The 21,866-nt window shown below is 48.2% G+C and carries 17 protein-coding genes and 1 tRNA gene; 12 read left to right on the top strand and 6 right to left on the bottom strand.

Annotated elements, in window-relative coordinates; genetic code table 11:
- Positions 1-51: 51 nt before the first annotated feature.
- The 5 genes from QZT80_RS02300 to QZT80_RS02280 form a co-directional block, all read right to left on the bottom strand.
- The gene (locus QZT80_RS02300) at positions 52-483 is read right to left on the bottom strand and encodes a DUF6526 family protein (RefSeq protein WP_295117190.1); all 432 of its coding nucleotides are present in this window, start codon (positions 481-483) and stop codon (positions 52-54) included.
- A gap of 21 nt (positions 484-504) precedes the next feature.
- Positions 505-4,572, bottom strand: a complete 4,068-nt coding sequence (locus QZT80_RS02295; RefSeq protein WP_295117188.1) for a PAS domain S-box protein — start codon at positions 4,570-4,572, stop codon at positions 505-507.
- Between the two features lie 124 nt (positions 4,573-4,696).
- The gene (locus QZT80_RS02290; RefSeq protein WP_295117186.1) at positions 4,697-4,864 is read right to left on the bottom strand and encodes a hypothetical protein; all 168 of its coding nucleotides are present in this window, start codon (positions 4,862-4,864) and stop codon (positions 4,697-4,699) included.
- A gap of 679 nt (positions 4,865-5,543) precedes the next feature.
- Positions 5,544-5,879: a hypothetical protein gene (locus QZT80_RS02285; protein WP_295117185.1), complete on the bottom strand. Its 336-nt coding sequence runs from the start codon at positions 5,877-5,879 to the stop codon at positions 5,544-5,546.
- A 40-nt stretch (positions 5,880-5,919) separates the two neighbouring features.
- Positions 5,920-6,975: a sensor histidine kinase gene (locus QZT80_RS02280; protein ID WP_295117184.1), complete on the bottom strand. Its 1,056-nt coding sequence runs from the start codon at positions 6,973-6,975 to the stop codon at positions 5,920-5,922.
- Positions 6,976-7,145: 170 nt separating this feature from the next.
- Here QZT80_RS02280 and QZT80_RS02275 point away from each other — a divergent pair, with 170 nt between their 5' ends.
- Positions 7,146-7,343 (top strand): hypothetical protein, encoded by a 198-nt coding sequence (locus QZT80_RS02275; protein WP_295117183.1) that lies wholly within the window; start codon positions 7,146-7,148, stop codon positions 7,341-7,343.
- A gap of 36 nt (positions 7,344-7,379) precedes the next feature.
- On the opposite strand, the gene msrA is transcribed toward QZT80_RS02275, so the two are convergent.
- A complete protein-coding gene (gene msrA / locus QZT80_RS02270; RefSeq protein ID WP_295117476.1) occupies positions 7,380-8,024 on the bottom strand; it encodes a peptide-methionine (S)-S-oxide reductase MsrA in 645 nt (214 codons plus the stop codon).
- A 208-nt stretch (positions 8,025-8,232) separates the two neighbouring features.
- On the opposite strand from msrA, the gene QZT80_RS02265 reads away from it, so the two are divergent.
- The 11 genes from QZT80_RS02265 to QZT80_RS02215 all read left to right on the top strand — a co-directional run bounded on the left by QZT80_RS02265 (position 8,233) and on the right by QZT80_RS02215 (position 21,541).
- Positions 8,233-10,350, top strand: a complete 2,118-nt coding sequence (locus QZT80_RS02265) for a MutS2/Smr-associated SH3 domain-containing protein (protein WP_295117181.1) — start codon at positions 8,233-8,235, stop codon at positions 10,348-10,350.
- A gap of 55 nt (positions 10,351-10,405) precedes the next feature.
- The gene (locus QZT80_RS02260; RefSeq protein ID WP_295117179.1) at positions 10,406-11,302 is read left to right on the top strand and encodes a helix-turn-helix domain-containing protein; all 897 of its coding nucleotides are present in this window, start codon (positions 10,406-10,408) and stop codon (positions 11,300-11,302) included.
- 343 nt (positions 11,303-11,645) lie between these two features.
- Positions 11,646-12,824, top strand: a complete 1,179-nt coding sequence (locus tag QZT80_RS02255; RefSeq protein WP_295117177.1) for an efflux RND transporter periplasmic adaptor subunit — start codon at positions 11,646-11,648, stop codon at positions 12,822-12,824.
- Positions 12,825-12,902: 78 nt separating this feature from the next.
- The gene (locus QZT80_RS02250) at positions 12,903-16,085 is read left to right on the top strand and encodes an efflux RND transporter permease subunit (RefSeq protein ID WP_295117175.1); all 3,183 of its coding nucleotides are present in this window, start codon (positions 12,903-12,905) and stop codon (positions 16,083-16,085) included.
- A gap of 13 nt (positions 16,086-16,098) precedes the next feature.
- Complete coding sequence (locus QZT80_RS02245) at positions 16,099-17,499, top strand: efflux transporter outer membrane subunit (RefSeq protein WP_295117174.1); 1,401 nt, start codon at positions 16,099-16,101, stop codon at positions 17,497-17,499.
- A gap of 150 nt (positions 17,500-17,649) precedes the next feature.
- On the top strand, positions 17,650-18,231 hold the full coding sequence (locus QZT80_RS02240) for a TIGR00730 family Rossman fold protein (RefSeq protein ID WP_295117172.1): 582 nt from the start codon (positions 17,650-17,652) through the stop codon (positions 18,229-18,231).
- Between the two features lie 109 nt (positions 18,232-18,340).
- A tRNA-Ser gene (locus QZT80_RS02235) sits at positions 18,341-18,425 on the top strand.
- A gap of 230 nt (positions 18,426-18,655) precedes the next feature.
- Positions 18,656-19,837 carry a transglutaminase domain-containing protein gene (locus QZT80_RS02230; protein ID WP_295117170.1) on the top strand — a complete coding sequence of 394 codons (1,182 nt, stop codon included), beginning with the start codon at positions 18,656-18,658 and terminating at the stop codon, positions 19,835-19,837.
- Positions 19,838-19,913: 76 nt separating this feature from the next.
- A complete protein-coding gene (locus tag QZT80_RS02225; protein WP_295117168.1) occupies positions 19,914-20,753 on the top strand; it encodes an AraC family transcriptional regulator in 840 nt (279 codons plus the stop codon).
- A gap of 69 nt (positions 20,754-20,822) precedes the next feature.
- Positions 20,823-21,230, top strand: a complete 408-nt coding sequence (locus QZT80_RS02220; RefSeq protein ID WP_295117166.1) for a DinB family protein — start codon at positions 20,823-20,825, stop codon at positions 21,228-21,230.
- Between the two features lie 17 nt (positions 21,231-21,247).
- On the top strand, positions 21,248-21,541 hold the full coding sequence (locus QZT80_RS02215; protein WP_295117165.1) for a DUF1330 domain-containing protein: 294 nt from the start codon (positions 21,248-21,250) through the stop codon (positions 21,539-21,541).
- Positions 21,542-21,866 lie beyond the last annotated feature (325 nt).

Here is a 21,866-nt window from a genome sequence, read left to right as displayed (position 1 = left end):
ATATTGCTTTTTGATCAGGGAACGCAAACCATGGGTTAAAGACACCTGGATCTACACCCGCATATAATCCCCCTGCCACTGTTTAATTGCTTTCTTAATCTCGTCGGCCGACAACTTCTCCGCAATAGCCCGCGATACCAGTCCCGGTAACTCCAGGTCTGATGCGAAACGTAACGCCAGCACCTGCGATAACGACAGTTGTGGTTCCAGCACTTCGAAGCGGGTTTGGGTAAGCGTATAATAACGGAAACGTACTTCCTGCCTCACGATCCTGTCTTGCAGCGTAAGCGCATAATGCTGCCGCAGCATGAACGATAACCAGCCGCATATGATAAACAGTGACGCCACAAACAACCATTCCAGCCCGCCTTCACGGAAATAACGGAACACAGCGAATGTTGTGCCGGCTAATACTACGGGGTAAAACACAAAGTGATGCGGTGGGTAAAAACGTACATGGTTGCTGTATTGTTGCTGTTGCATATTCGAATAGTTAAGATTTATTTACTGTAATGCAGGTAATAAGATATGAAATTGCGCGCCTCGTCCCAGTTCGCCCTCAGCCCACAAATAACCGCCATGGGAGAGTACTATTTTACGGCAAAGCGCCAGGCCAATACCCGTGCCTTCATATTGCTCACGGGTGTTAAGCCGCTGGAAAATCACGAATATCTTTTCTTTCAGGAATGAATCAAAGCCAATACCCTGGTCGGTAATCGTGATATGGTACCAAATTTTATCCGGTGTTTTGTTATACGTTTTCAGCAGTTCTTTATCTGCGGGTACACAGGTAATCGTAACCCGCGGCGCTTCGCCTGCTTTCGTGAATTTGAGTGCATTGCCCAGCAGGTTGTAGAACAACTGGTTCATCTGCAATGGAATGGCCTCTATTATGGGCAGGGGCTCCTTCGTAATCACCGCTTCCTTCTGTTGTATCAGCAATTCAAAATCCTGTTCCACACTGCTCACTATCTTATCCAGGCTCACGCTGGTAAACAGTTTTTCCTTAATGTTCACACGCGAAAAGTCGAGCAGGTCTTTAATCAGCAGGCTCATTCGCGCAGCCGATGCGCCTATTTTATCGAGATATTTTTGTACGTACTGATTGTCGTGCAAGTCCTCGCAATCGTTTAACATGCTTGAGAACATACGGATCTTCCGCAAAGGTTCCTGCAAATCGTGTGAGGCTACGTACGCGTATTGTTCCAGTTCTTCATTGGTTTGTTTCAGCTGGATGTTGGCCAGTTGCAGTTCACGGGTACGTTGCTGTACTATGTTCTCCAGTTCCTGTTCCTGCATTTTCTGCCGGGTAATATCGTGTACAATGCCTGTAAGCAGCATAGGTTCGCCGGCTTCACTGTATATTACCCTGCCCGACATACGGAGGGTGCGCAGCTGGTTTTGTTTCATGCCTACCACACGGTATTCGTCTTCGTACAAACCGCCCCATTCGTTGCCAATGGCTCTTTGCATGCGGGATAAGGCTCTTTCCCGATCTTCTTCATGGATAGCGTTAAAGCCTTCCTGGCTATTGATCGTTTCGCCCTCGAAACCGTACCATTCCCGTGCCCGTTGCGAATAGTTTACTTCCCCGGTTTGCAGGTCGATGCTCCAGGTGGCCATTTCTGCGGATTCTATCGCCTGCCGCAGCCGCTCTTCCGCTTCCCTTACTTTTTCCCGGGCCAGCACTATTTCCGTAACATCTGCAGCAGTATTGATAATGCCATATACTTCGCCACTGGCGTTAAGCAAAGGTTTGTAAATGAAGTTGAAATAAAAGGTCTGCATGCGCTTGTCCACAAACAGGTCTACCCGTTGTTCATTCGCGATGTACGGCACGCCGGTGGTATATACTTTATCGAGCAGGTCAAAGAAAGGTTGTCCTTCCAGTTCGGGCATTGCTTCCCGGAAGGTTTTACCCAATACGTCCGCTGCTGTCTTGTCCCAGGTTTTTAGTATCGATTCGTTTACGGTTTGAATACGCATTTCCCTGCCGATATAAACGCCAATTGGGGTAGGGGCGGCGGTGATGAAGCTGCGGAAACGTTCTTCACTGGCCTCCAGTTCTTTTTTAGCTTTTACCTGTTCGGTTACTTCGAGTGCTACAAGCTGTACACCTGTTATTTCGCCTCCTTCGCGGAAGGGAGCATAAATGAAATTGAAGTAGCGCGATTCCAATACACCGTTTCTTACCAGCCGGGCCATTGTTTCGTAGCCGTAATGTGGTATACCGGTTTCGTATACCTGCGTTATCAACTCCGGAAATCCCTGGTTGGCTATTTCAGGCAGGGCTTCCAGCATGGGTTTGCCTACTGCACTACGGTCTTTGCCCCATACTTCGAGCAATTCATCATTGGCTGTTTCTACCAGCATATCGTAGCCCTTTAACACGCCCATTGCTACAGGGGCCTGTTCTATCATGCTGCGGAAGCGCTGTTCGCTTTCGGTAATGGCTTTGTTAAACGCCTTTTCCTGACGCAGGTCGCGCGATATGGTGGCGCGGCCTATAGGCTCGCCGCTGATCTCGTCGTACACCATCATGGAGTTGGCGTATACGGGAATAGGTTCCCCGCTTTTAAAATGTTTATATAGTATTTCGCCGGACCAGCGTCCTTGCTGGTAAAGCTGCATGTTCACATCCTGTTTTAGTTTCTCCTGTTCTCCCTCCACGAGGTAAACGCTGTTGTGGCGAAGCAATTCTTCTTCGCTTTCTATGCCCAGCATACGCCTTCCGGCTTCGTTCACATAGTACACGTTGTCGTTGATGTCGGACAAACTCACAAAGTCGGAACTCTTTTCCAGCAGGGCGATCAGCTTCTGCTGCTCTTTCTGTGCCTTCAGTTCTGGCCGCATATCGCGCATTACGGCACCTATGGCCAATGGCATGCCGGTTATCGGGTGGTCTATGCGGGTGGTATTATTGTATACAGGGAAACGTTCACCGGTTTTAAGATTACGTACGATCATGGTGCCTGACCAGCGACCGTGTTCCATAATGGCAGGTAGTACCTCGTCCTCTACCTTCCTGAAGTCTTCGGCGGAATGTAGTTCGCTTAATGGCGTATTGTACACCTGTTCCTGTGTATCAAACCCAAGCATTTCCATACCGGCTTTGTTCAGGTAGGTGTTTTTCCCGTTGAGTCCCAGTATCGACATCAGGTCTACACTATTATCCACCAGCTTGCGCAGCTTCTGCTGTTCCTGTTTCCACTCCAGCTGTGAGGTAATATCTTCCGTAATGATGATAATGTTAGCGGGCCGGCCTTCCTGGTCGTGCAGTAGCGATACGTTGTTGCGTACCCAAACGATCTGCCCGTTTTTATGCGTATATCGTTTTTCGATCTCAAAATCGTTCCTGCTGCCGCCGGAAAATTCTTTCAACATGGCTTCCTTACGGGCCCAGTCGTCGGGGTGACTAATATCCACCATTTTCATCCCATATAATTCCGTGGCCGAGTACCCCACGATTTTCGTATAGGCCTCATTTACCAGGGTATAGCTACCCTGCAGGTCCGTTAACGCAATGCCCAGTGAGGCATGTTGGAAGATGGACTGGAAGCGGCTTTGCAATGCCTGTATATCTGCCTCGCGTTGTTTTTCGTCTGTGATGTCGCGCACCGTACCCGAAAAGGTAAGGGGCGTACCATGCTGATCGTAATAATACCCGCCAAGGGCTCTTACCCAGCGTATGGTACCGTTGTTCCATATGAAACGCGCCTCGTAATCCAGTTTGCCGGTAACGGAGGCCTGTTCGTACGCCCGTTCCCGCAGGTGTGCATCTTCAGGGTGTATATGTTTAACGAACAGGTCGCGGGTTACGGAGGGCATTACCTCGCCGGTTAGTATAACCGAGAGCAGGTCGGAATACTTTATTTCATTCGGACTATGCAGGTTAATAAAAAACGTACCCACCTGCGATGACGCAGCCGCCATTTGCGACAAGTGCTCGGCAGAAGTTGCCTTTTGTTCGGCCTTTTGCTGCAATTCCAGCAGCCGGTTACGTTCGGCATCGGCCAACATGTATTCGATGGCCAGTATAGTCGTACTGCTAAGCAGTCTTACTATTTCCTGGTCGCGCTGGGAGGGTGTTGTTTTTGTTTTATAGTAGATGGCAAAAGTGCCGAGTAACGCACCTTTTCGTGATAGTAGCGGCGTACTCCAGCTGGCCCGGAGGCCGAAGTAGTCCGCCACATCGCGGTACAGTGCGCAGCGGGGATCAGTAGCAGTATCTTCTATCACAACGGGCGTTTTAAAGAAAGCCGCCGTACCGCAACTGCCATGTCCGTCTGCTACAGGCAGGCCGGTAATAAGTGTGCTGAATGATGTTGGTAAACTGGGTGCGGCGCCGTGCAGAAGGCTTTTACCTTCAGGCCCTGCCAACAGGATGGACGCATAAGGTTGTTGATCACTGTTTTTCTCCACCAATAAGGCAATCGCCGAAAGAATAATATCCAGGTCGTCGCCCCTGGTAATCATCTCAATGATCTCCGACTGACCTCTGATAATGGCATTAAACCATTCATGCTCATTCTGGTAATAGGTATCAGGGTCGGATTTCCCGGGAATTGTCATAAATGTATTTTGTTGTTACGCAGCTTCTGGCCTGACTATTTAAAGATAGGAAATTTGTTATGTATAATTGATAAATTCCTATTCCTGAGGCTGGTAATCAATGCACAAAAAGCAGGCCGCCATATTATTTTGGGACGATAAAGGCGGGGCGCGGCATATGGGGCAGGCGTCCCTTTATGATGTGTAGATTTTTTTTCTCGAACTGCTTTCCGCAGCCCGTTCTATAACGCCCTGTTCCCGAAATAGCAACTCCCGCCAGTAACAACGCAGAGAGCAGTAACATTTTCTTCATGAGCCAAGGTTTTGGCAAAAATACATCCTGTCATCTCCCATATCCGCTCAATTGCGACTGGTGGGTCTATGTATACATGTACGGGGCACGCATGTGAGTAAACATGTGATACGGCAAAAGGAGAAAGGTGGATCAGCAGTAGTCATTCTGTTCGGCCGCCGGCACTCCTTCACCGCTGAAATACTATGGGGCTTCTACTTAACCTGTCGCAAACGCACCCACGCGCCTTAAATACGTCTTTACCGGCCGCTCACCGTTCGCTCATGCTCCGCTCAGGGGCCGCTCGTCTTATATCTTCCTCCCTTCTATCTAACATCCTTCCTGGTAGTTTCCCGGAAAATACTCCGTTCGGGAACAGTTTTTCCTCCGTTCGGGAACAGTTTCAGGCAGGGGGATGACCGACCTTTACCTAAACAAAAACATACAACATGGCAGTTTATATACATAATTCAATCACTTACGGGCTAACGGGTAAGTTCGGAACTACCGGGTATTTCAGGCAGCATAATGGTAAAACCGTGCTGTGTAAGGTTGAAAATCCTTACACGGGGTCCGCCACCGCTAAACAAACGGCCTGTAACGAAAGGTTCAGGAAAGCCCAGCTATTTGCCCAGGCTGTTATCCGCGATCCCGGCCGGAAAGCGTTGTACGCTGCCAGGGCCCGGGAAGGACGCAGTGCTTACAACGAGGCTATATCAGACGCTATGAATGCGCCGGTAATCAGGCAGGTAACAGTGGAGGGCACGGCCATCAGCATATTGGCGCTGGACAACTTCGAAGTAACGCGGGTGAATGTGCAGGTGTATGACGAATTTGGTGTGCCTGTAGAAGAGGGCCTGGCGGTGAAGCCATCAGGGAATATACGCTGGCAGTACGATGTAAAATCATCCCTTACCGTACGGGTAGTGATCACAGCCTTTGACGCTGCTGAAAATATGGCGGAACACGAAACGTTCGTGGAGGGTAAACCTGTACTTTTGCCCGATAGTATTACCGTTGTTGAAGAGAGTGACACAACGGCGGCTGAACAGCATTCCCACTGCTGGTCCCCAAAATCATCTCACCAATTCCTGCTGGCGCGAAGGCACAAACGGGATGCTCACCATAAATTCATTGTTCGCTGCATTTTCAACAATTTCCACCTTATCCATGGCCATAAGGGCATAGCGTTTTTTGAGGTGTTGCAGGCCCTTGCCGCTCGGCGCTGTGGTGGCCTTACGCTGCAGGTTGTTGGTAATCATGATCCGCCGCTTCAGGAAATTGAAACGAATGTGAATGTGCAGCGGGCGGCTGCGGGTAATGATGTTGTGTTTAATGGCGTTTTCAAGCAACAACTGTAAACTCAGCGGGGGAATCAGGTAGTTGTCGAGCCCCGGCGCTTCGTCTATTTCGAGGTGCAGGCCATTCTCGTACCGGGTTTGCAGCAGGTAGAAATAAGTACGGGCAAAACGGATCTCTTCGTCGAGGCTGATCAATTCGCGCTCGCTGGCTTCGAGGAAATAGCGGTAAGTGCTGCTCAGTTTTTCGGTGAATATCTTCGCTCTCGGCGGATCTACGGTGATCAGGCTAATAAGCGTACTGAAAGTATTAAACAGGAAGTGCGGTTGTATTTGCAGTTTGAGGGCGTCGAACTGCATCTGGAAATGCAGTTTTTTCAGGTCTTCGGCCTCCTTGCGGGCTTTGTTCCATTCGCGGAAGAAGTAAATGCCTTCGTAGGCTGCTATTTCCAGGAGTACAAACAGCAGGCTGATGCCGGAGGAGATGGAGTAATTGGTGATGGTGCCTACCGGTACGCCCCAGAGGTTACTTTTATCTTCTATCCATATGCGCAGCACACCAATGAGTATGGCGTAAGGCACCAGTATGAACATAGCGGCGAAGGTGCGCCTTTTTACCATTTTAAGGCTGCTGTACCGGCTGCGCAGGGCCAGTATCACGTAACGGGTAATTTCCCAGATGGCCAGACTGTAAAACACTGTGATGCCCAGGGTTTTGAGCAACATGTTATCGTCGTGCCAGGAGAAAAACATTTCCAGCATGAAGAACAGGAAAAACGTACTGGCTACGATAAAATAACCGGCTACCCTTATGCGGCGGTCTGTTACAGGCATGATGGGGGATTTAGATTCGGACCCCGAATTTACTGTGCCAGTGCCTTTGATGGTACATCTTACGGTTAGAATGGCAGATTTGATCACTGAAGTGATGAGACTGAACAATTTGTAGTTACTTGCTGTTAGCATATGAGGAAATCCCCTTTTGTTCAACCAAACCATACCTTATGAGCGTATTAACTGTATGTACGTTATTCGCCGGGATTGTAACAGCGGTGATAAGCCGTTTGGGAACGAGGCTGGCATGGTTCACCGAAGAGCAGGCGGTGTTCTTTAATTTTACCAGTGCTTTACTGGTGGTCACGGCTGTGGCATTTTTCCTGCTGGCCGTTTGGTACAGGAAAATGCAAAAAAATACCCCGTAGCAGGGCCACGGGGTAAATCTTGTAAAGAAGGCTGTACTAATGCTTCAGCTTGTCTTTAAACGCCTTTTTGAACTTTTCCAGTTTAGGCCTTATTACGTAACTGCAGTAAGGCTGCGAGCCATTTTGGTTGTAATAGTCCTGGTGGTAATTCTCCGCTTTGTAAAACGGCCCTTCCTTCGCTATTTCCGTAACGATAGGATCGCTGTAAGCGCCGGAATCCTGTAATTTCTTCTTGTAAAAATCCGCGTCCTTGTGCTGCTGCTCGTTATGGTAAAAGATAACAGAGCGGTACTGAGTGCCCACATCGTTTCCCTGGCGGTTAAGCGTGGTGGGGTCGTGGCTTGTCCAGAATGCTTCGAGCAGGGTAGGGTAGTCTATTTTACGCGGATCGTAGGTAACCCTTATCACCTCGGCATGGCCGGTAGTACCGGTACATACCTCTTCGTAAGTAGGATTGGCCACCTTGCCGCCCATGTAGCCCGATTCTACCTTCAATACGCCGTCGAGGTACTGGAACTGGGCTTCCGTGCACCAGAAGCAGCCGCCTCCAAAGGTGGCAGTGGCGGAGGAGTCTGTGTCTTTTACTTCCACATCTGCCGGTACTTTTTCTTTTTTTGTCTTCTTTTGCGCGCAGGCTGTCAGGGAAACACACCACAAACAGCCCAGCAATAAGTATTTCATCATGATTCCCCTTAGTTTTTTGATGGGCTTTACAAAGTTACGCTACAATTAATTAACCCATACTTCCTATCAAATTACGGGATATATGATGATTTAGATCGGCAAGTTTGGTAACTTTAACATTCTTTTTGGCGGCCCTAACACGGATGGTGCGCCCGTAAAACGACCGCAAAAGACATAGTTTCTAAGATTTAAACAGAGTAAAAAATTGAAATATTTTCCGGATTCGGCGCTGGTGCAACTGGAGTTCGACAAGGTCAGGAATTTGCTGGAAGAACATTGTAAGACAGAGCTGGGCAAGCAAATGGCCAGTGATCTCAGGTTACATACCCACATTGATTACGTTAAAACCGCGCTACAACAGGCACACGAGTATAAACAACTGGTTTTATTACAGGAACACTTTCCGAACGATTACATCCTTAATCTCCGGAACGAGTTGCGGCTCCTGAATATCCAGGGTGCTGTGCTTGCGGGCGACCAGGTGATGCAGTTACGCAAACTGGCCGAAAGTGTAGGCAGTATATTCCGCTTCTTCGACGCCGACCGCCAGGTTACCTATGCAGGACTGCATGGCGTTGTTAAAGACACTCATTACGAGAAAAAGATAAGGACGCTCATCGATGAGGTGCTGGACGAGAACGGGCAGGTGCGCGATAATGCCACGCCCGAGCTGGCCAGGATCCGTATGAACCTGTACCGCAAACGTACAGAAGTGCGCCGCTCCTTTGACCGTATATTGCAGAAGCTCACTAAACTTGGCTACCTGGCCGATATCGAAGAGGCCTTCCTCAACGGTCGCAGGGTGGTGGCCATTTTTGCGGAGAACAAACGTATGGTAAAGGGCATTATTCACGGTGAAAGCGATACCCGTCGTACCGCTTTCCTGGAGCCCGAGGAAACGATAGAGCTAAACAACGATGTGTTTTCGCTGGAGCGGGAGGAGGGTAAAGAAGTGTACAAGATCCTGCGCGATCTTACCGCTTCGCTGGCCAGTCACTCCGGCCTGCTGGAAACCTATCACACCATACTGGGTACCTACGATTTCATTCGCGCCAAGGCCCGCCTTGCGCTTGATATCAACGGTAACTTCCCCATGCTGGTGCCATACGCGCAACTGCACATTGTAGAAGCTTACCATCCGCTGCTGTTGTTATACAACCGTAAGAACAGTAAACCTACGATCCCTATCAGCGTAACGCTCGATAAAAATCATCATATCCTGGTGATAAGTGGGCCCAATGCGGGCGGTAAAACGGTGACACTTAAAACCGTAGGCCTTATACAGCTGATGCTGCAGGCAGGCCTGCTGGTACCCGTACATCCCACTTCACAGATCGGTATTTTCCGCCAGCTGATGATCCATATCGGTGATACACAGTCGCTGGAGTTTGAACTGAGTACCTACAGTTCGCACCTCAAGAACATGAAGTATTTTATGGAGGAGGCGAACGGTAAAACCCTGTTCTTCATCGACGAACTGGGTAGCGGCTCCGACCCTAACCTGGGCGGTGCTTTTGCGGAAGTGATCATGGAAGAACTGGCGCGTAAACATGCTTACGGCATTGTAACCACCCACTATCTTAACCTGAAGGTGATGGCCAACAAAGTGAAAGGCATTATGAACGCCGCGATGGGCTTTGATGAGCAAACGTTGCAGCCCATGTACAAACTGATGGTGGGTAAACCGGGTAGTTCATACACCTTTGCCATTGCACAGCGTATCGGTTTGCAACCCGCATTGATTGACCGTGCGCGTAAGCTGGTAGACGAAGGGCACTTTCGCCTCGATAAATTGCTGAACAAAGCCGAACAAGACCTGCAAAAGGTAGAGCATAAAGAACGCGACCTGCAAAAACTGCTGCGCGAAAACGAGCGCCTGAAGCGCGAGTACGAGCAACTGGCCGATAAAGAGCGGAAGAGCCAGCAGGTGCAGCTGCTCAAACTACAGAACAAGATCCGTGAAGATGAGATCCAGTACCTCAAAGACATGGAGCGTAAGATGAAGCAGATCGTGATAGAATGGAAACGGACCGATGATAAACAGAAAGTGGTGAAACAGGCGGAAGCGCTGCTCTTTAAAAAGAAAGAGAAAGCCATTAATGACAGGTTCGAAAAGAAAGTGCAGGACAGGTTCCAGGAAATTGGCGGTACCTGTAAAGTAGGCGACCAGGTGAAGATCGTTAGTAATGGCCAGGTAGGTAAGCTGGTAGAGATAAGAGATAAACGGGCGATCGTGCAACTGGGAAAAATACCTATCAATGTGAAGTTAAATGACCTTGTTGTGGTAAAAGAAAAGCCAAAAGAAAAAGCAGAAACAAAATAAATTGTATTTTTACAGGGCCGGTTAATCCGGCCCTGTGTCTTAAAAAGTACAATTCATGTCAAACGTTATCACCGAAGAGAAGAAAGAGCAGAAGCTGCTGGTAAAGGATAAAATAGCAGTTTGCAAATCAGATACCGACTTCTATATCAAACGTTTAAGCGGCGAAGCGCTTCATAATATAGCCAGCGAGGTACCCTTCCGCCACGAGGGGTTCTGTATATCCATTCTCACCAGCGGTGATATGGAGCAATACGTTGATTTTGACCGCCAGATGGTAACCGGCCCGGCCATTACAATGCTGGAAAGAGGGCAAATACACCAGCAGATCTTCGGAGAAGGCTGCGAACTCATACATATTTATTTTAAACCTGAGTTCCTGGTAACAGAAACCCAGTGTCTATTGAGCTGTTGGGGCTGTATGTTCCGCTCCGCCGTTATCCGGATGGACGAGGAGCAGCTGAAAGAAGTACTGGCCTATTGCAGGCTGTTAATCAGCGAGTTCCGCCAGGCACGGCCCCGTAAAGATGCCGTGTTACGTAGTTTGCTGAGTGCCCTTATCATCGCCTGCAGCCGTATAGCAATGCCCGAACCGATGCCCATGAAAAACGAAGATACCCTGCCCCAGGGCCTGGTATTGCAGTTTAAAATGCTGGTAGACAAACACTTCCGTGATAAAGTACAGGTGGCAGATTATGCTGAAATGCTGTATATCACGGCCGGCCATCTCAACGATTCGGTGAAAGGAGTGTTTGGACGTAACGCCAAAGGGGTGATCGATGAAAAGCGTATTATGGAGGCAAAACGCTTGCTGTACCTGAGAAATTACTCCGTAAAGGAGATCGCTTACGAGCTGAATTTCGAGGACGACGCCTACTTTAACCGCTTTTTTAAGAAGCATACAAATATGACCCCGGTGTTCTTTCAGAAGCAAATCCGTGAAAAGTACAATTAATCCCCCAATAATGTAAATGCCGGTGACCTGATTATACGTTTACTTTGCATTTGTATTTAAGCATCAAACGAACGACGATGAAACTCATGTAACTTAGAAAGCAATCGTTTCACTTTAGCAATTCTCTCTCTCGCAAAGAGTCTATTACACACGATACCTGAAACGGATGCCGCAGCATGCGCCGTTGCCCAAAATACGGGCATGCACTCTCTTGTATTTTTTTATTTCCAGATCCATGTTGTGAGATACAGTAAACACTACCGCCAGCCGGACAGGCTCCGTGCGCACCAGTGTGTCTGTGACTCGCAATGGACCGCCTAACCGCTTTAAAACACGCCGAATTATGCAACCATTCGCAAACAACAACAAACAGAAGTGGTCCATCGCGCTTATCGCCGTGGCACTCACCATCATAGCTTACAGCTGCGGCACTACTTCAGCAGAAGTACCCGCAGGCAGCGATGCGCCTTCATTACCAGTAGTTCAACTGAAATCCCTGCCAGCAACGAGCTACAGGGAATACACTTCCGCAGTGGAAGGTAAGGTGAACGTAGAAATAAGGCCGCAGGTAGATGGTTACTTAGATAAGATTTATGTGGACGAAGGCGCCTTCGTAAAACAAGGCCAGCCGCTGTTCCGCATCAATGATCGTCCTTACCAGGAACAGTACAGCAACGCTAAAGCCAACCTGGAAGCCTCCAAAGCTAACCTCGAAAAAGCTAAGCTGGAAGTAGACAAACTTACCCCGCTGGTAGAAAACAACGTAGTAAGTGATGTACAGCTTAAATCTGCACAGGCTGCGTATGCCGCCGCCAAAGCTTCTGTAGCACAGGCGCAGAGCAGTGTGGGTAATGCCGGTATCAATGTAGGGTATACCTTAATTACTGCTCCCGTTAGTGGTTATATTGGTCGTATTCCTTTGAAAACAGGTAGCCTTGTAGGCAGGGGAGAAACACAGGCCCTTACCGTAATATCGGATGTGAAAGAAGTATACGCTTACTTTTCGATGAGTGAGGTAGACTTCCTGCACTTCAAAAATGATATTGCCGGCGAAACGGTGCCAGACAAAATCAAGAACCTGCCCCCGGTGGAACTCGTACTGGCAGACGGTTCTGTATACAGTGCCAAAGGAAAGATAGAAACCGTGGAAGGTCAGTTCGACAAAACCATGGGTGCTATCAGCTTCCGCGCTGTGTTCCCTAATGCACAAGGTTTATTACGTTCCGGCTCTACGGGCAAAGTAAGGATACCTCACGAATTTGCTTCTACCGTGGTTGTACCACAGGAAGCTACTTTCGAACTACAGGATAAAGTGTTCGTATTCGCCGTAGGCGACAGCAACAAAGTGGTAAGTAAACCACTGACAATTACTGGTAAAACAACAGGTTACTACTTTGTAGGTAACAGTCTTAAAGATGGCGAACGTATCGTGTTCAGCGGATTGGGCCGCTTGCGCGACGGGGCCGTTATTAAGCCACAGCCCATACAAATGGACAGCCTACTTAAAACAAGGCCGCTCTAAGTAACCAGCTAAGCGCATCTACTATTCGCCTCATGCCGGCAGCCATGGCTGCTGCCGGACTTAAAAACTATTGCTACGATGTTAAAGAAATTCATAGAAAGACCGGTGTTGGCTACAGTAGTTTCCATCATATTGGTACTGCTGGGCACCCTGTCGCTCATATCACTGCCGGTGGCGCAGTTCCCGGATATTGCGCCGCCCAGCGTACAGGTTACAGCCCTGTACCCCGGTGCCAATGCCGAAGTAGTGGCCCGCTCGGTGGCCACGCCGCTCGAAGAAGCGGTGAATGGTGTAGAGAACATGACTTACATGACCTCTACTTCCAACAACGACGGCTCCATGGCCCTGAACGTATATTTTAAACTGGGTACCGATCCTGACTTAGCGGCGGTAAACGTGCAGAACCGCGTGGCGAAAGCTACTAACCTGATGCCTGCAGAGGTAGTACAGGCAGGTATCTCCACGCAGAAACAGCAGAACAGCATGATCATGGTGGTAAACCTTTTAGCAAAGGATACTGCGTACGATGAAACGTTCCTGCAGAACTATGCTAAGATCAACATCATTCCTGAATTGCAGCGTGTGCCCGGTGTGGGACAGGTGCAGGTGTTTGGTGGTAAGGACTATTCTATGCGTATTTGGCTGAACCCCGACCGCCTGACCGCCAATAATATGTCGCCCCAGGAAGTACTGGGCGCTATCCGCGATCAGAACCTGGAAGCAGCACCCGGCCGTTTCGGCGAAAGCAGTAAGGAGTCGTTCGAATACGTGATTAAATACAAAGGCAAACTCAATAAAAACGAGCAATACGAAAATATCATCCTCAAAGCTAATCCCGATGGTTCTGTATTAAGATTGAAAGATGTAGCCCGTGTAGAACTGGGTTCTTTCAGCTACAGCACCGAAACAAGGATTAACAACAAGGAAGGTATTGGTATTGCCATCTTCCAGACAGCAGGCTCCAACGCCAACGACATCCAGACAGCCATCAAAGAGCTGATGAAGAAGTCGGAAGCGCAGTTGCCCGGTGGTGTGGAACAAACGATCATCTACAGCACCAAAGAGTATCTTGACCAGTCGATCGACCAGGTTAAACATACCCTGGTAGAGGCCTTCATCCTCGTATTTATCGTAGTGTTCATCTTCCTGCAGGATTTCCGCTCTACGCTGATCCCGGCGATTGCAGTGCCTGTAGCTATTATTGGTACCTTCTTCTTCATGCAGTTGTTTGGTTTCTCCATCAACCTGCTCACCCTGTTCGCCCTCGTACTGGCCATTGGTATAGTAGTGGACGATGCGATCGTGGTGGTAGAAGCAGTACACTCCAAGATGGAACGGGTGAAGATGAATGCGAAAGATGCCACCGTACAGTCGATGAGTGAGATATCCGGCGCGATCGTGTCCATTACCCTGGTAATGTCCGCGGTGTTCCTGCCCGTAGGTTTTATGCAAGGTCCTGTAGGTGTGTTTTACCGCCAGTTCGCCTTCACGCTGGCCATTGCGATCCTGATATCGGCACTGAACGCGTTAACGCTGAGCCCTGCACTTTGTGCGCTGTTACTGAAAAACACGCATCATGATGACGAGCATGCGCCAGCGCAGGCAAACGGTAAGCTGCAATTTGCTACCAAAGGTTTTGGTGGCAGGTTCTTCAAAGCATTTAACGCCGCGTTTAATGCCATCACCGCTAAATATATTCACAGTATACAGTTTTTGGTGAGAAGGAAATGGGTAGCCATTCTCGGGCTGGTGGTGATAAGCGCCGCCACTTTCTGGATGGTGAAGACAACGCCTACCGGCTTTATTCCTTCCGAAGACCAGAGCTTCTTCGTATACGCAGTCAACATGCCCGCAGGTTCTTCACTGCAAAGAACGAAAGACGCGATCCACAAGATCGACAGCGTGGTGCAACAGAAAGAAGGCGTATACCTCGATCTGAGCGTAGCAGGCCTCAACATCATCACCAACTCTAACAGCTCCGCTTACGCAGTAGGTTTCGCCAAAATGAAACCACATGCCGAACGTGGTGAGGTCAAAGACATGAACGCCATACTGGCGCAAATGAACGGCGAGCTGTCTAAAATATCAGAAGCAAATGTGTTCCTCTTTACCATGCCAACAGTACCAGGCTTTAGTAACGTAGATGGATTTGAGGTGATACTGCAGGACCGTACGGCAGGAGAGCTCGGTAAGCTGGGCGAAACCGCATACGGTTTCATAGGAGAATTGATGAAACGTAAAGAGATCGCGTTTGCTTTTACCACTTTTAACACCGGCAACCCGCAATACAGTGTAGAACTGGACGAGCAAAAGGCAAAACAGCTGGGCGTTTCCGTAGGCGATCTGCTGCAAACACTGCAGGTATATTATGGTAGCACTTTTGCTTCCGACTTTAACCGCTTCGGTAAATACTACCGCGTAATTATGCAGGCCGATGTACCATTCCGCGCCGATCCCACATCAATGGATAACATTTTTGTGAAGAACAACCTGGGCGAAATGGTGCCGGTAAACGGACTGGTAACGCTGAAGAAAGTATACGGTCCTGAAACGGTAACCCGTAACAACCTGTTCAATGCCGTAACTATTAACGGTCAGCCTAAACCAGGCTACAGCACCGGTGATGCGATCAAAGCCGTAAACGAAGTAGCAGCGCAATACCTGCCACGCGGTTACACCCACGAATGGGTAGGTATGACTAAAGAAGAAATTGATGCGGGCGGACAGGCTGGCCTGATCTTCATGCTGTGTCTGATATTCGTATACTTCCTGCTGGCGGCACAGTACGAAAGTTACATCCTGCCGTTCGCGGTAATCCTCACGATCCCAACCGGTATATTCGGCGTGTTCGTATTCATTAACCTGGCCGGTATTGAGAACAACATATACGTACAGGTAGGTTTGATCATGCTCATCGGTTTGCTGGCCAAAAATGCCATTCTTATCGTGGAGTACGCGGTACAGCGCCGCAGGCAGGGTATGGGATTACTAAACGCCGCATTACAGGCCGCACAGTTACGTTTGCGTCCGATCATAATGACATCCCTGGCATTCATAGTAGGTCTTATTCCATTGATGCGTGCAACAGGCGCTTCGGCGAAAGGTAACCAGTCCATCAGTATCGGCGCAGCGGGCGGTATGCTTAGCGGTGTAATACTCGGTCTGTTTATCATCCCGGTACTGTATATCATTTTCCAGCACTTACAGGAAAAGGTAAGCGGTAAAAAGCCCCAGGTAAGCAATGACCTCCAAACAGTTTAAAAGAAGCAACAAGATGACTAAGTATATTCAATTCATAGTACTGGCAGCGGCCCTTTCGGCCTGCACCGTAGGCCGCAACTACCAGCGTCCGGAAGTAGCGCTGCCAGCTTCTTTCGGGCAGCAACCGGCCGCAGACAGCAGCATTGGTAACACCGCCTGGAAAGAATTCTTCCGCGACCCTGCCTTACAGCAGTTACTGGAAGCGGCCGTAAAAGGTAATTTCGATTTGCAGATAGCGCTTAAAAGGATAGACGAGGCCCAGGCTTATGTAAAGCAGTCGAAGGCTGCATTCTTTCCTTCTTTAACCGCAAATGCCACGGCAAATACCTCTATTCCTTCCAAGAACAGTCTTAACGGCGTAAGCCTGGAGAACTTCCTGAAAACAACCCACATCGAAGATTTCACACTCGGTGTAGGTTTAAGCTGGGAGATAGATGTATGGGGCAAACTGAGAAGGCAGAAAGAAGCATCATTAGCTACTTACCTGCAATCTTACGAAGGCGCCAAAGCAGTGCAAACCGCCCTGGTAGCCAATGTAGCCAGCGGTTATTTTAACCTGCTGATGCTGGATGCCCAGTTACGCATTGCGCAACGCAATGTAGCGCTCAGCGATACCATCGTAAAGATGATCAGCATGCAGAAAACAGCCGGGCAGGTAACTGAGCTGGCGGTGCAGCAGTCCATCTCCCAGAAACAAACAGCAGAGGCCCTGGTGCCACAGTTACAGCAGGCCATCACGATACAGGAAAACGCATTAAGTATTCTCACGGGCAATATGCCCGGCGCTATCGTTCGTAACAGTTCACTGGAGCAGGTAACGCTTTGGGATAGCCTCTACACCGGTATTCCGGCCGAGGTGACTGCTAACCGTCCCGATGTAAAAGCATCGGAGCTGGCATTGCAGGCGGCCAATGCGAACGTGGGTGTGGCGCAGGCCAGTATGTATCCCGCGTTGAGCATTACAGCCAGCGGTGGTCTTAACGCCCTTAAGGCGAGCGACTGGTTCAGCATTCCGAACTCGTTGTTTGGTACCGTGGCGGGCAATATTATGCAGCCCGTATTTCAGCAAAGGCGGTTGAAAACGCAGTACGAGGTGGCGCAGGTGCAGCGGGAGCAGGCAGTGATAGGTTTCAGACAGTCGGTAACAAATGCCGTGAGAGAAGTGAGCGATGCATTGGTGAGTGCTGATAAACTGAAGGAGCAGCAACGGATTGCAGATGCACAGGTGCAAACCTCTAATAAGTCGGTGCAGCAGGCCAGGATGTTATTCCAGAGCGGCTTGGCCAACTACCTTGAGGTAATTACCGCGCAAGGATACACGTTGCAGGCCGAGTTAAACCAGGCCGACGTGAAGAGAAGGCAGCTTACCGCAACGGTAGATCTTTACCGTGCGTTAGGCGGAGGATGGAAATAACTCTTTTTAATAAATAAGTTCTTAACAGGCCGCAATGCTACGGCATAGCGGATTGTTAATAGTGTAACAGTTGTAGGTTAACTATATAGCCGGGATAGTCTTATCCCGGCTTCTTTATTTCCTTACATTTGAACGATAAAACAAAATGAGATGAAAAGCGTAACCGTTTTTTGCGCCTCCAGTCCAGGCGAAAACAGGGCATACATGGAAGCGGCCTTCGAAACCGGCCAGGTATTGGCGGAAAAGGGGATGGGCCTGGTGTATGGCGGTGCGAGGGTAGGGTTGATGGGCGCTGTGGCGGATGGTGCCTTATCTGCCGGTGGTAAGGTAATTGGTGTGCTGCCCGACTTCTTACGCAGCAAAGAGATAGCCCATACAGGTCTTACAGAACTGATCGTAGTGGACAGCATGCACGCCCGTAAAACGAAGATGAATGATCTCTGCGATGGTATTATAGCGCTGCCCGGCGGCTTCGGTACGCTGGAGGAATTGTTCGAAATACTAACCTGGGGGCAGTTAGGGTTACATAAAAAGCCGGTAGGGTTACTAAATGTGAGAGGTTTTTACGACAGTCTTATCGCGCTTTTGGATCATATGACAGCTGAACAGTTATTGAAAAAAGAGAACCGGGACATGCTGCTGGTTAGTGACAACGTACATACGTTACTGGAGCTGATGGACGCCTACGTGCCGCCCGTTACAGGCAAGTGGATCACAAAAGATGAGGTGTAGTTAAAATATTTTTCTCCTGTAACCCTCTGTAGTAAAGGTTTTAGAAGGATTGATAAAAAATACTGCAAATATTTTTTTTAAAATGTAATCCATTTTATACTTTTGCCGCGGAGGAATGGCAGAGCGGTCGATTGCGGCAGTCTTGAAAACTGTTGACTGTTACAGGTCCGGGGGTTCGAATCCCTCTTCCTCCGCTGAAAATTAGCCTGGCAAAATGCCGGGCGTTTTTGTTTTTGGGAACACCCCAGTCTTTGCGTAAACTATTTTGACTGTTACAGGTCCGGGGGTTCGAATCCCTCTTCCTCCGCTGAAAATTAGCCTGGCAAAAATGCCGGGCGTTTAGTCAGCCACAATTCGTAGACGTATCTTTAGTCGTTTTCCTTAAATTTGGATACAAGGCAACCGCCTGCTTAACCTAATTACCATGAAACAAGTGTTGTTCCTCGTTATGCTGCTTCCACTCATGCACACGTTGTTTGCCCAGAAGGCATTCAGCAGGAAGGAGCTTGCGGCGATCGACAAAAAGGCGTTACAGCTACCCGACTCCCTGACCCGCAACACAACGGATATGGCCAGCTATATCAATACTCACTTCAGGGGCGACCGGGACAGGGCAAGGGCGATCTTTATATGGATAGCGTCCAATATCCAGTATGATATCGAGAACGTGTTTGCAATCAATTTTTATGAGAAAATGGAGGCAAAGATAGACAAGCCATTAAAAACGCGAAAGGGCATATGTGAAAACTATGCAGCGCTGTTTAATGACCTCTGTGCAAAGTGTGGGATCAAATCGTATTTAATAGAAGGGTATACCAGACAAAACGGATTTACGGAGTATATTCCGCATGCCTGGTGTGTGGCCAGGATAGATACTGCCTGGTATATGTTCGATCCAACCTGGGGGGCCGGAAGTATTACGGAGCGCAAATTTGTGAGGCGGATCAATAACACTTACTTTCAGGCAACTCCATCAATCCTTATAAAAACACACATGCCTTTTGATTATCTGTGGCAGTTCCTGCGTTTCCCAATTACTAACCAGGAGTTTTATGAAGGCAAAACAGAAGTAAACCTGTCTAAAGCCTATTTCAATTATACCGACAGCCTGAAGTTGTATGAAAGCCAGAGCCGCCAGGAACAGTTGAAAGGTATTGTATACAGAATCCAGAAGAACGGTTTGAAAAATTCGATGTTGTTCGACCGGCTGCGGAATACGCAGGTGGAGCTGGATAATATTAAAATAGGGCAGGATAACGCCCGCAGGCAGAAGATAATTAATACTTACAACTCGGCAGTACAGGATTATAATGATGGAATTAATGCATACAACGAATTTATTCATTATAAAAATGCCCGGTTTACTCCATTAAAGCCAGACGCTGATATTCAGGAAATGATGAATGCGGCGGAAAATAAACTTAAAAATGCTATAGCAAAACTGGCGTCTGTTAATGAGTCCGAGATCGACGGCGTAACTCCCGGCCAACTCGGAAAGGCCGTGGAGGATGTGGCGCGGAAGGTAGCAGAAGAGCAGGAGTGGCTGAAGACTTATTTCAGCAAGAAAAGGGCGGACAGGAAGGATATGTTTTACGGTAGAAGATAAATTTGTTTGCCGGGCTGGCTTGCTGACATACTGTTGTCACTTACCACCGCTTACTTTGTCGTAAATTACAAAGGTTATGCAGGCAGATGTTACCACATTATATAACTCACCGCTTTGTTCCGTGCATAATTTCTTATGCCGGTGCAGCGAGTGCGCAATATCCAAAAGCGAACACCAGGATACTTTTTCCATCGCCTACATCCGTAAAGGTAATTTCGAATTTAAGGTATTCCGGAACGACCTGGATGCACATCATGGTTTATTCCTGGTTTGTAAACCCGGTTACGAGCACAGGGTAAGGCATGTGCATGATTTACCAGATGAGTGCACGATCTTCTCTTTATCGGCCGAAAACTTCGGGTCCGTGAAAGCACAGGCGGAGGATTTCTCCTGGTTCTTTAACAATCCGGATATTCAGTCGGTTTTAGTAAAAGCAACGCCCCAAACAGAACACCTTCATCACATTATTTTTCATGAACTGGCTAAGCCGCACCGGCAAAGTTTGTTTGTAGAGCAACTGATCGCAGATCTTTTACTGAAGGTGCTTTCGGCAGATAGTGCGCGGTTGAAAATTCCGTTACTGAACTATAAACAAAAGAAATATTATCTGCCTGTTATTGCATCTGTAAAGCACTATGTGAACAATCATTTTACGGACGATATCTCCCTTACGCAACTGGCAGCTGTAGGTAATTTAAGTTCCTTCCATTTCAGCCGCGTGTTCAAGCAACTAACAGGGGTTACGCCATATACTTACCTGTTGCGTGTTCGACTGGCGCAGGCCACCATTCAGATAAAAAATACCCATCAGCCTATCACTGCCATTGCGTTTGCTGCAGGATTTAATAGCCTGGAACATTTTTCGGCTTCTTATAAAAATGTATACGGAAAAGCCCCTTCCGACATGCGACCCTGAAAATAGCAATATGTCTTAAATAAGCTCCAGACCCGCCTGTTAACTTTGTTCTATCAAAATTAATATGGTATGAAAACACAATTACAGGCAAGGCTAAAAAACGCAAAGCAGTACACACTGTCAACCGCCGAGGCGATGCCCGAAAGGGATTATGACTTTAAACCTGCGGATGCTGTGTGGGGTTTTAACGAATTATTTCACCACATAGCATATGGTATTTATTGGTTTAAGGCAAGTCTTATAGATGGCACCGAACTGGCCTGGGAACCTCCCGTATTGGCGACAGGTAAAAAAGAAACGATCGCTTACCTGGAGGACGCGTTCAAATTACTGGAAGATACATTGAAATCCATGCCCGAAGCAGGAGAGGCGATTGTTGGTTTCTTTGGTACACTTGATCATATTACGCACCACAGGGGGCAGGCCACCACTTATCTGAGGTGCAGGAACATTACACCTCCCGAATACATTTTCTAACCAATCAATAGTTTAAGATGGCAGTTTATTATATCAATAGTTATGACATTGTTGACATGGAAGCGTACGCGAAATATGCACCAGCTGTGTTTATATTGCTCAATAAGTACGGTGCAGAAGTGATATCGTCCGATTTAAATGCAATTGCAGTAGAAGGGACTGTGCGGATGATGAACGCAATTATAAAATTTCCCTCAGAAGAAGCGGCGCTTGCCTGTTATAACGACCCGGATTATCAGCCGGTGAAACAAATCAGACTTAATTCTACAACGAATTGTACGATGATGTTAGTGAAGGAGTTTGTAAATTGATAAGTGTTAAAGCCTGGTATTATTGCCAGGCTTTTTTGTTATTTCAACGGCCCCTGTTTTGTGATGTCGAAGGTTATGCGGTAGGTATATCCCTACCGTTCAGCCCTGACTATCGTGTTATTTATGAAAGAAAGTACCACTTTGGGTTAAAAAAACTGTATATTTCGTATTATACGAATGGTATAAAACAACCACTATATCGTTACACTAACCCGAATAGCCGATCTACTGCTGTTTTTCCGCGGTGAGTTTGGCGGAAGAGCGAAAATCGGCCGTAAAGCCGAATATTTAAAAGAAAAATGACTCAAATCAGCTATAGTGGGAT

Origin of the sequence: uncultured Chitinophaga sp. (assembly GCF_902168175.1) — a bacterium.
Lineage (GTDB): Bacteria > Bacteroidota > Bacteroidia > Chitinophagales > Chitinophagaceae > Chitinophaga.
Note: the sequence above shows the minus strand (reverse complement) of the source record. Positions and strands in the feature narration are given on the sequence as shown.

Bases quoted from the DNA above. Each gene is read 5' to 3' on its own strand.
- QZT80_RS02230 (WP_295117170.1), top strand. From the start codon at position 18,656: ATGAAACAAGTGTTGTTCCTCGTTATGCTGCTTCCACTCATGCACACG.
- QZT80_RS02250 (WP_295117175.1), top strand. From the start codon at position 12,903: ATGTTAAAGAAATTCATAGAAAGACCGGTGTTGGCTACAGTAGTTTCC.
- QZT80_RS02255 (WP_295117177.1), top strand. From the start codon at position 11,646: ATGCAACCATTCGCAAACAACAACAAACAGAAGTGGTCCATCGCGCTT.
- QZT80_RS02295 (WP_295117188.1), bottom strand. From the start codon at position 4,572: ATGACAATTCCCGGGAAATCCGACCCTGATACCTATTACCAGAATGAG.
- msrA (WP_295117476.1), bottom strand. From the start codon at position 8,024: ATGAAATACTTATTGCTGGGCTGTTTGTGGTGTGTTTCCCTGACAGCC.
- QZT80_RS02220 (WP_295117166.1), top strand. From the start codon at position 20,823: ATGAAAACACAATTACAGGCAAGGCTAAAAAACGCAAAGCAGTACACA.
- QZT80_RS02280 (WP_295117184.1), bottom strand. From the start codon at position 6,975: ATGCCTGTAACAGACCGCCGCATAAGGGTAGCCGGTTATTTTATCGTA.
- QZT80_RS02290 (WP_295117186.1), bottom strand. From the start codon at position 4,864: ATGAAGAAAATGTTACTGCTCTCTGCGTTGTTACTGGCGGGAGTTGCT.
- QZT80_RS02215 (WP_295117165.1), top strand. From the start codon at position 21,248: ATGGCAGTTTATTATATCAATAGTTATGACATTGTTGACATGGAAGCG.
- QZT80_RS02240 (WP_295117172.1), top strand. From the start codon at position 17,650: ATGAAAAGCGTAACCGTTTTTTGCGCCTCCAGTCCAGGCGAAAACAGG.
- QZT80_RS02275 (WP_295117183.1), top strand. From the start codon at position 7,146: ATGAGCGTATTAACTGTATGTACGTTATTCGCCGGGATTGTAACAGCG.
- QZT80_RS02260 (WP_295117179.1), top strand. From the start codon at position 10,406: ATGTCAAACGTTATCACCGAAGAGAAGAAAGAGCAGAAGCTGCTGGTA.
- QZT80_RS02225 (WP_295117168.1), top strand. From the start codon at position 19,914: ATGCAGGCAGATGTTACCACATTATATAACTCACCGCTTTGTTCCGTG.
- QZT80_RS02245 (WP_295117174.1), top strand. From the start codon at position 16,099: ATGACTAAGTATATTCAATTCATAGTACTGGCAGCGGCCCTTTCGGCC.
- QZT80_RS02300 (WP_295117190.1), bottom strand. From the start codon at position 483: ATGCAACAGCAACAATACAGCAACCATGTACGTTTTTACCCACCGCAT.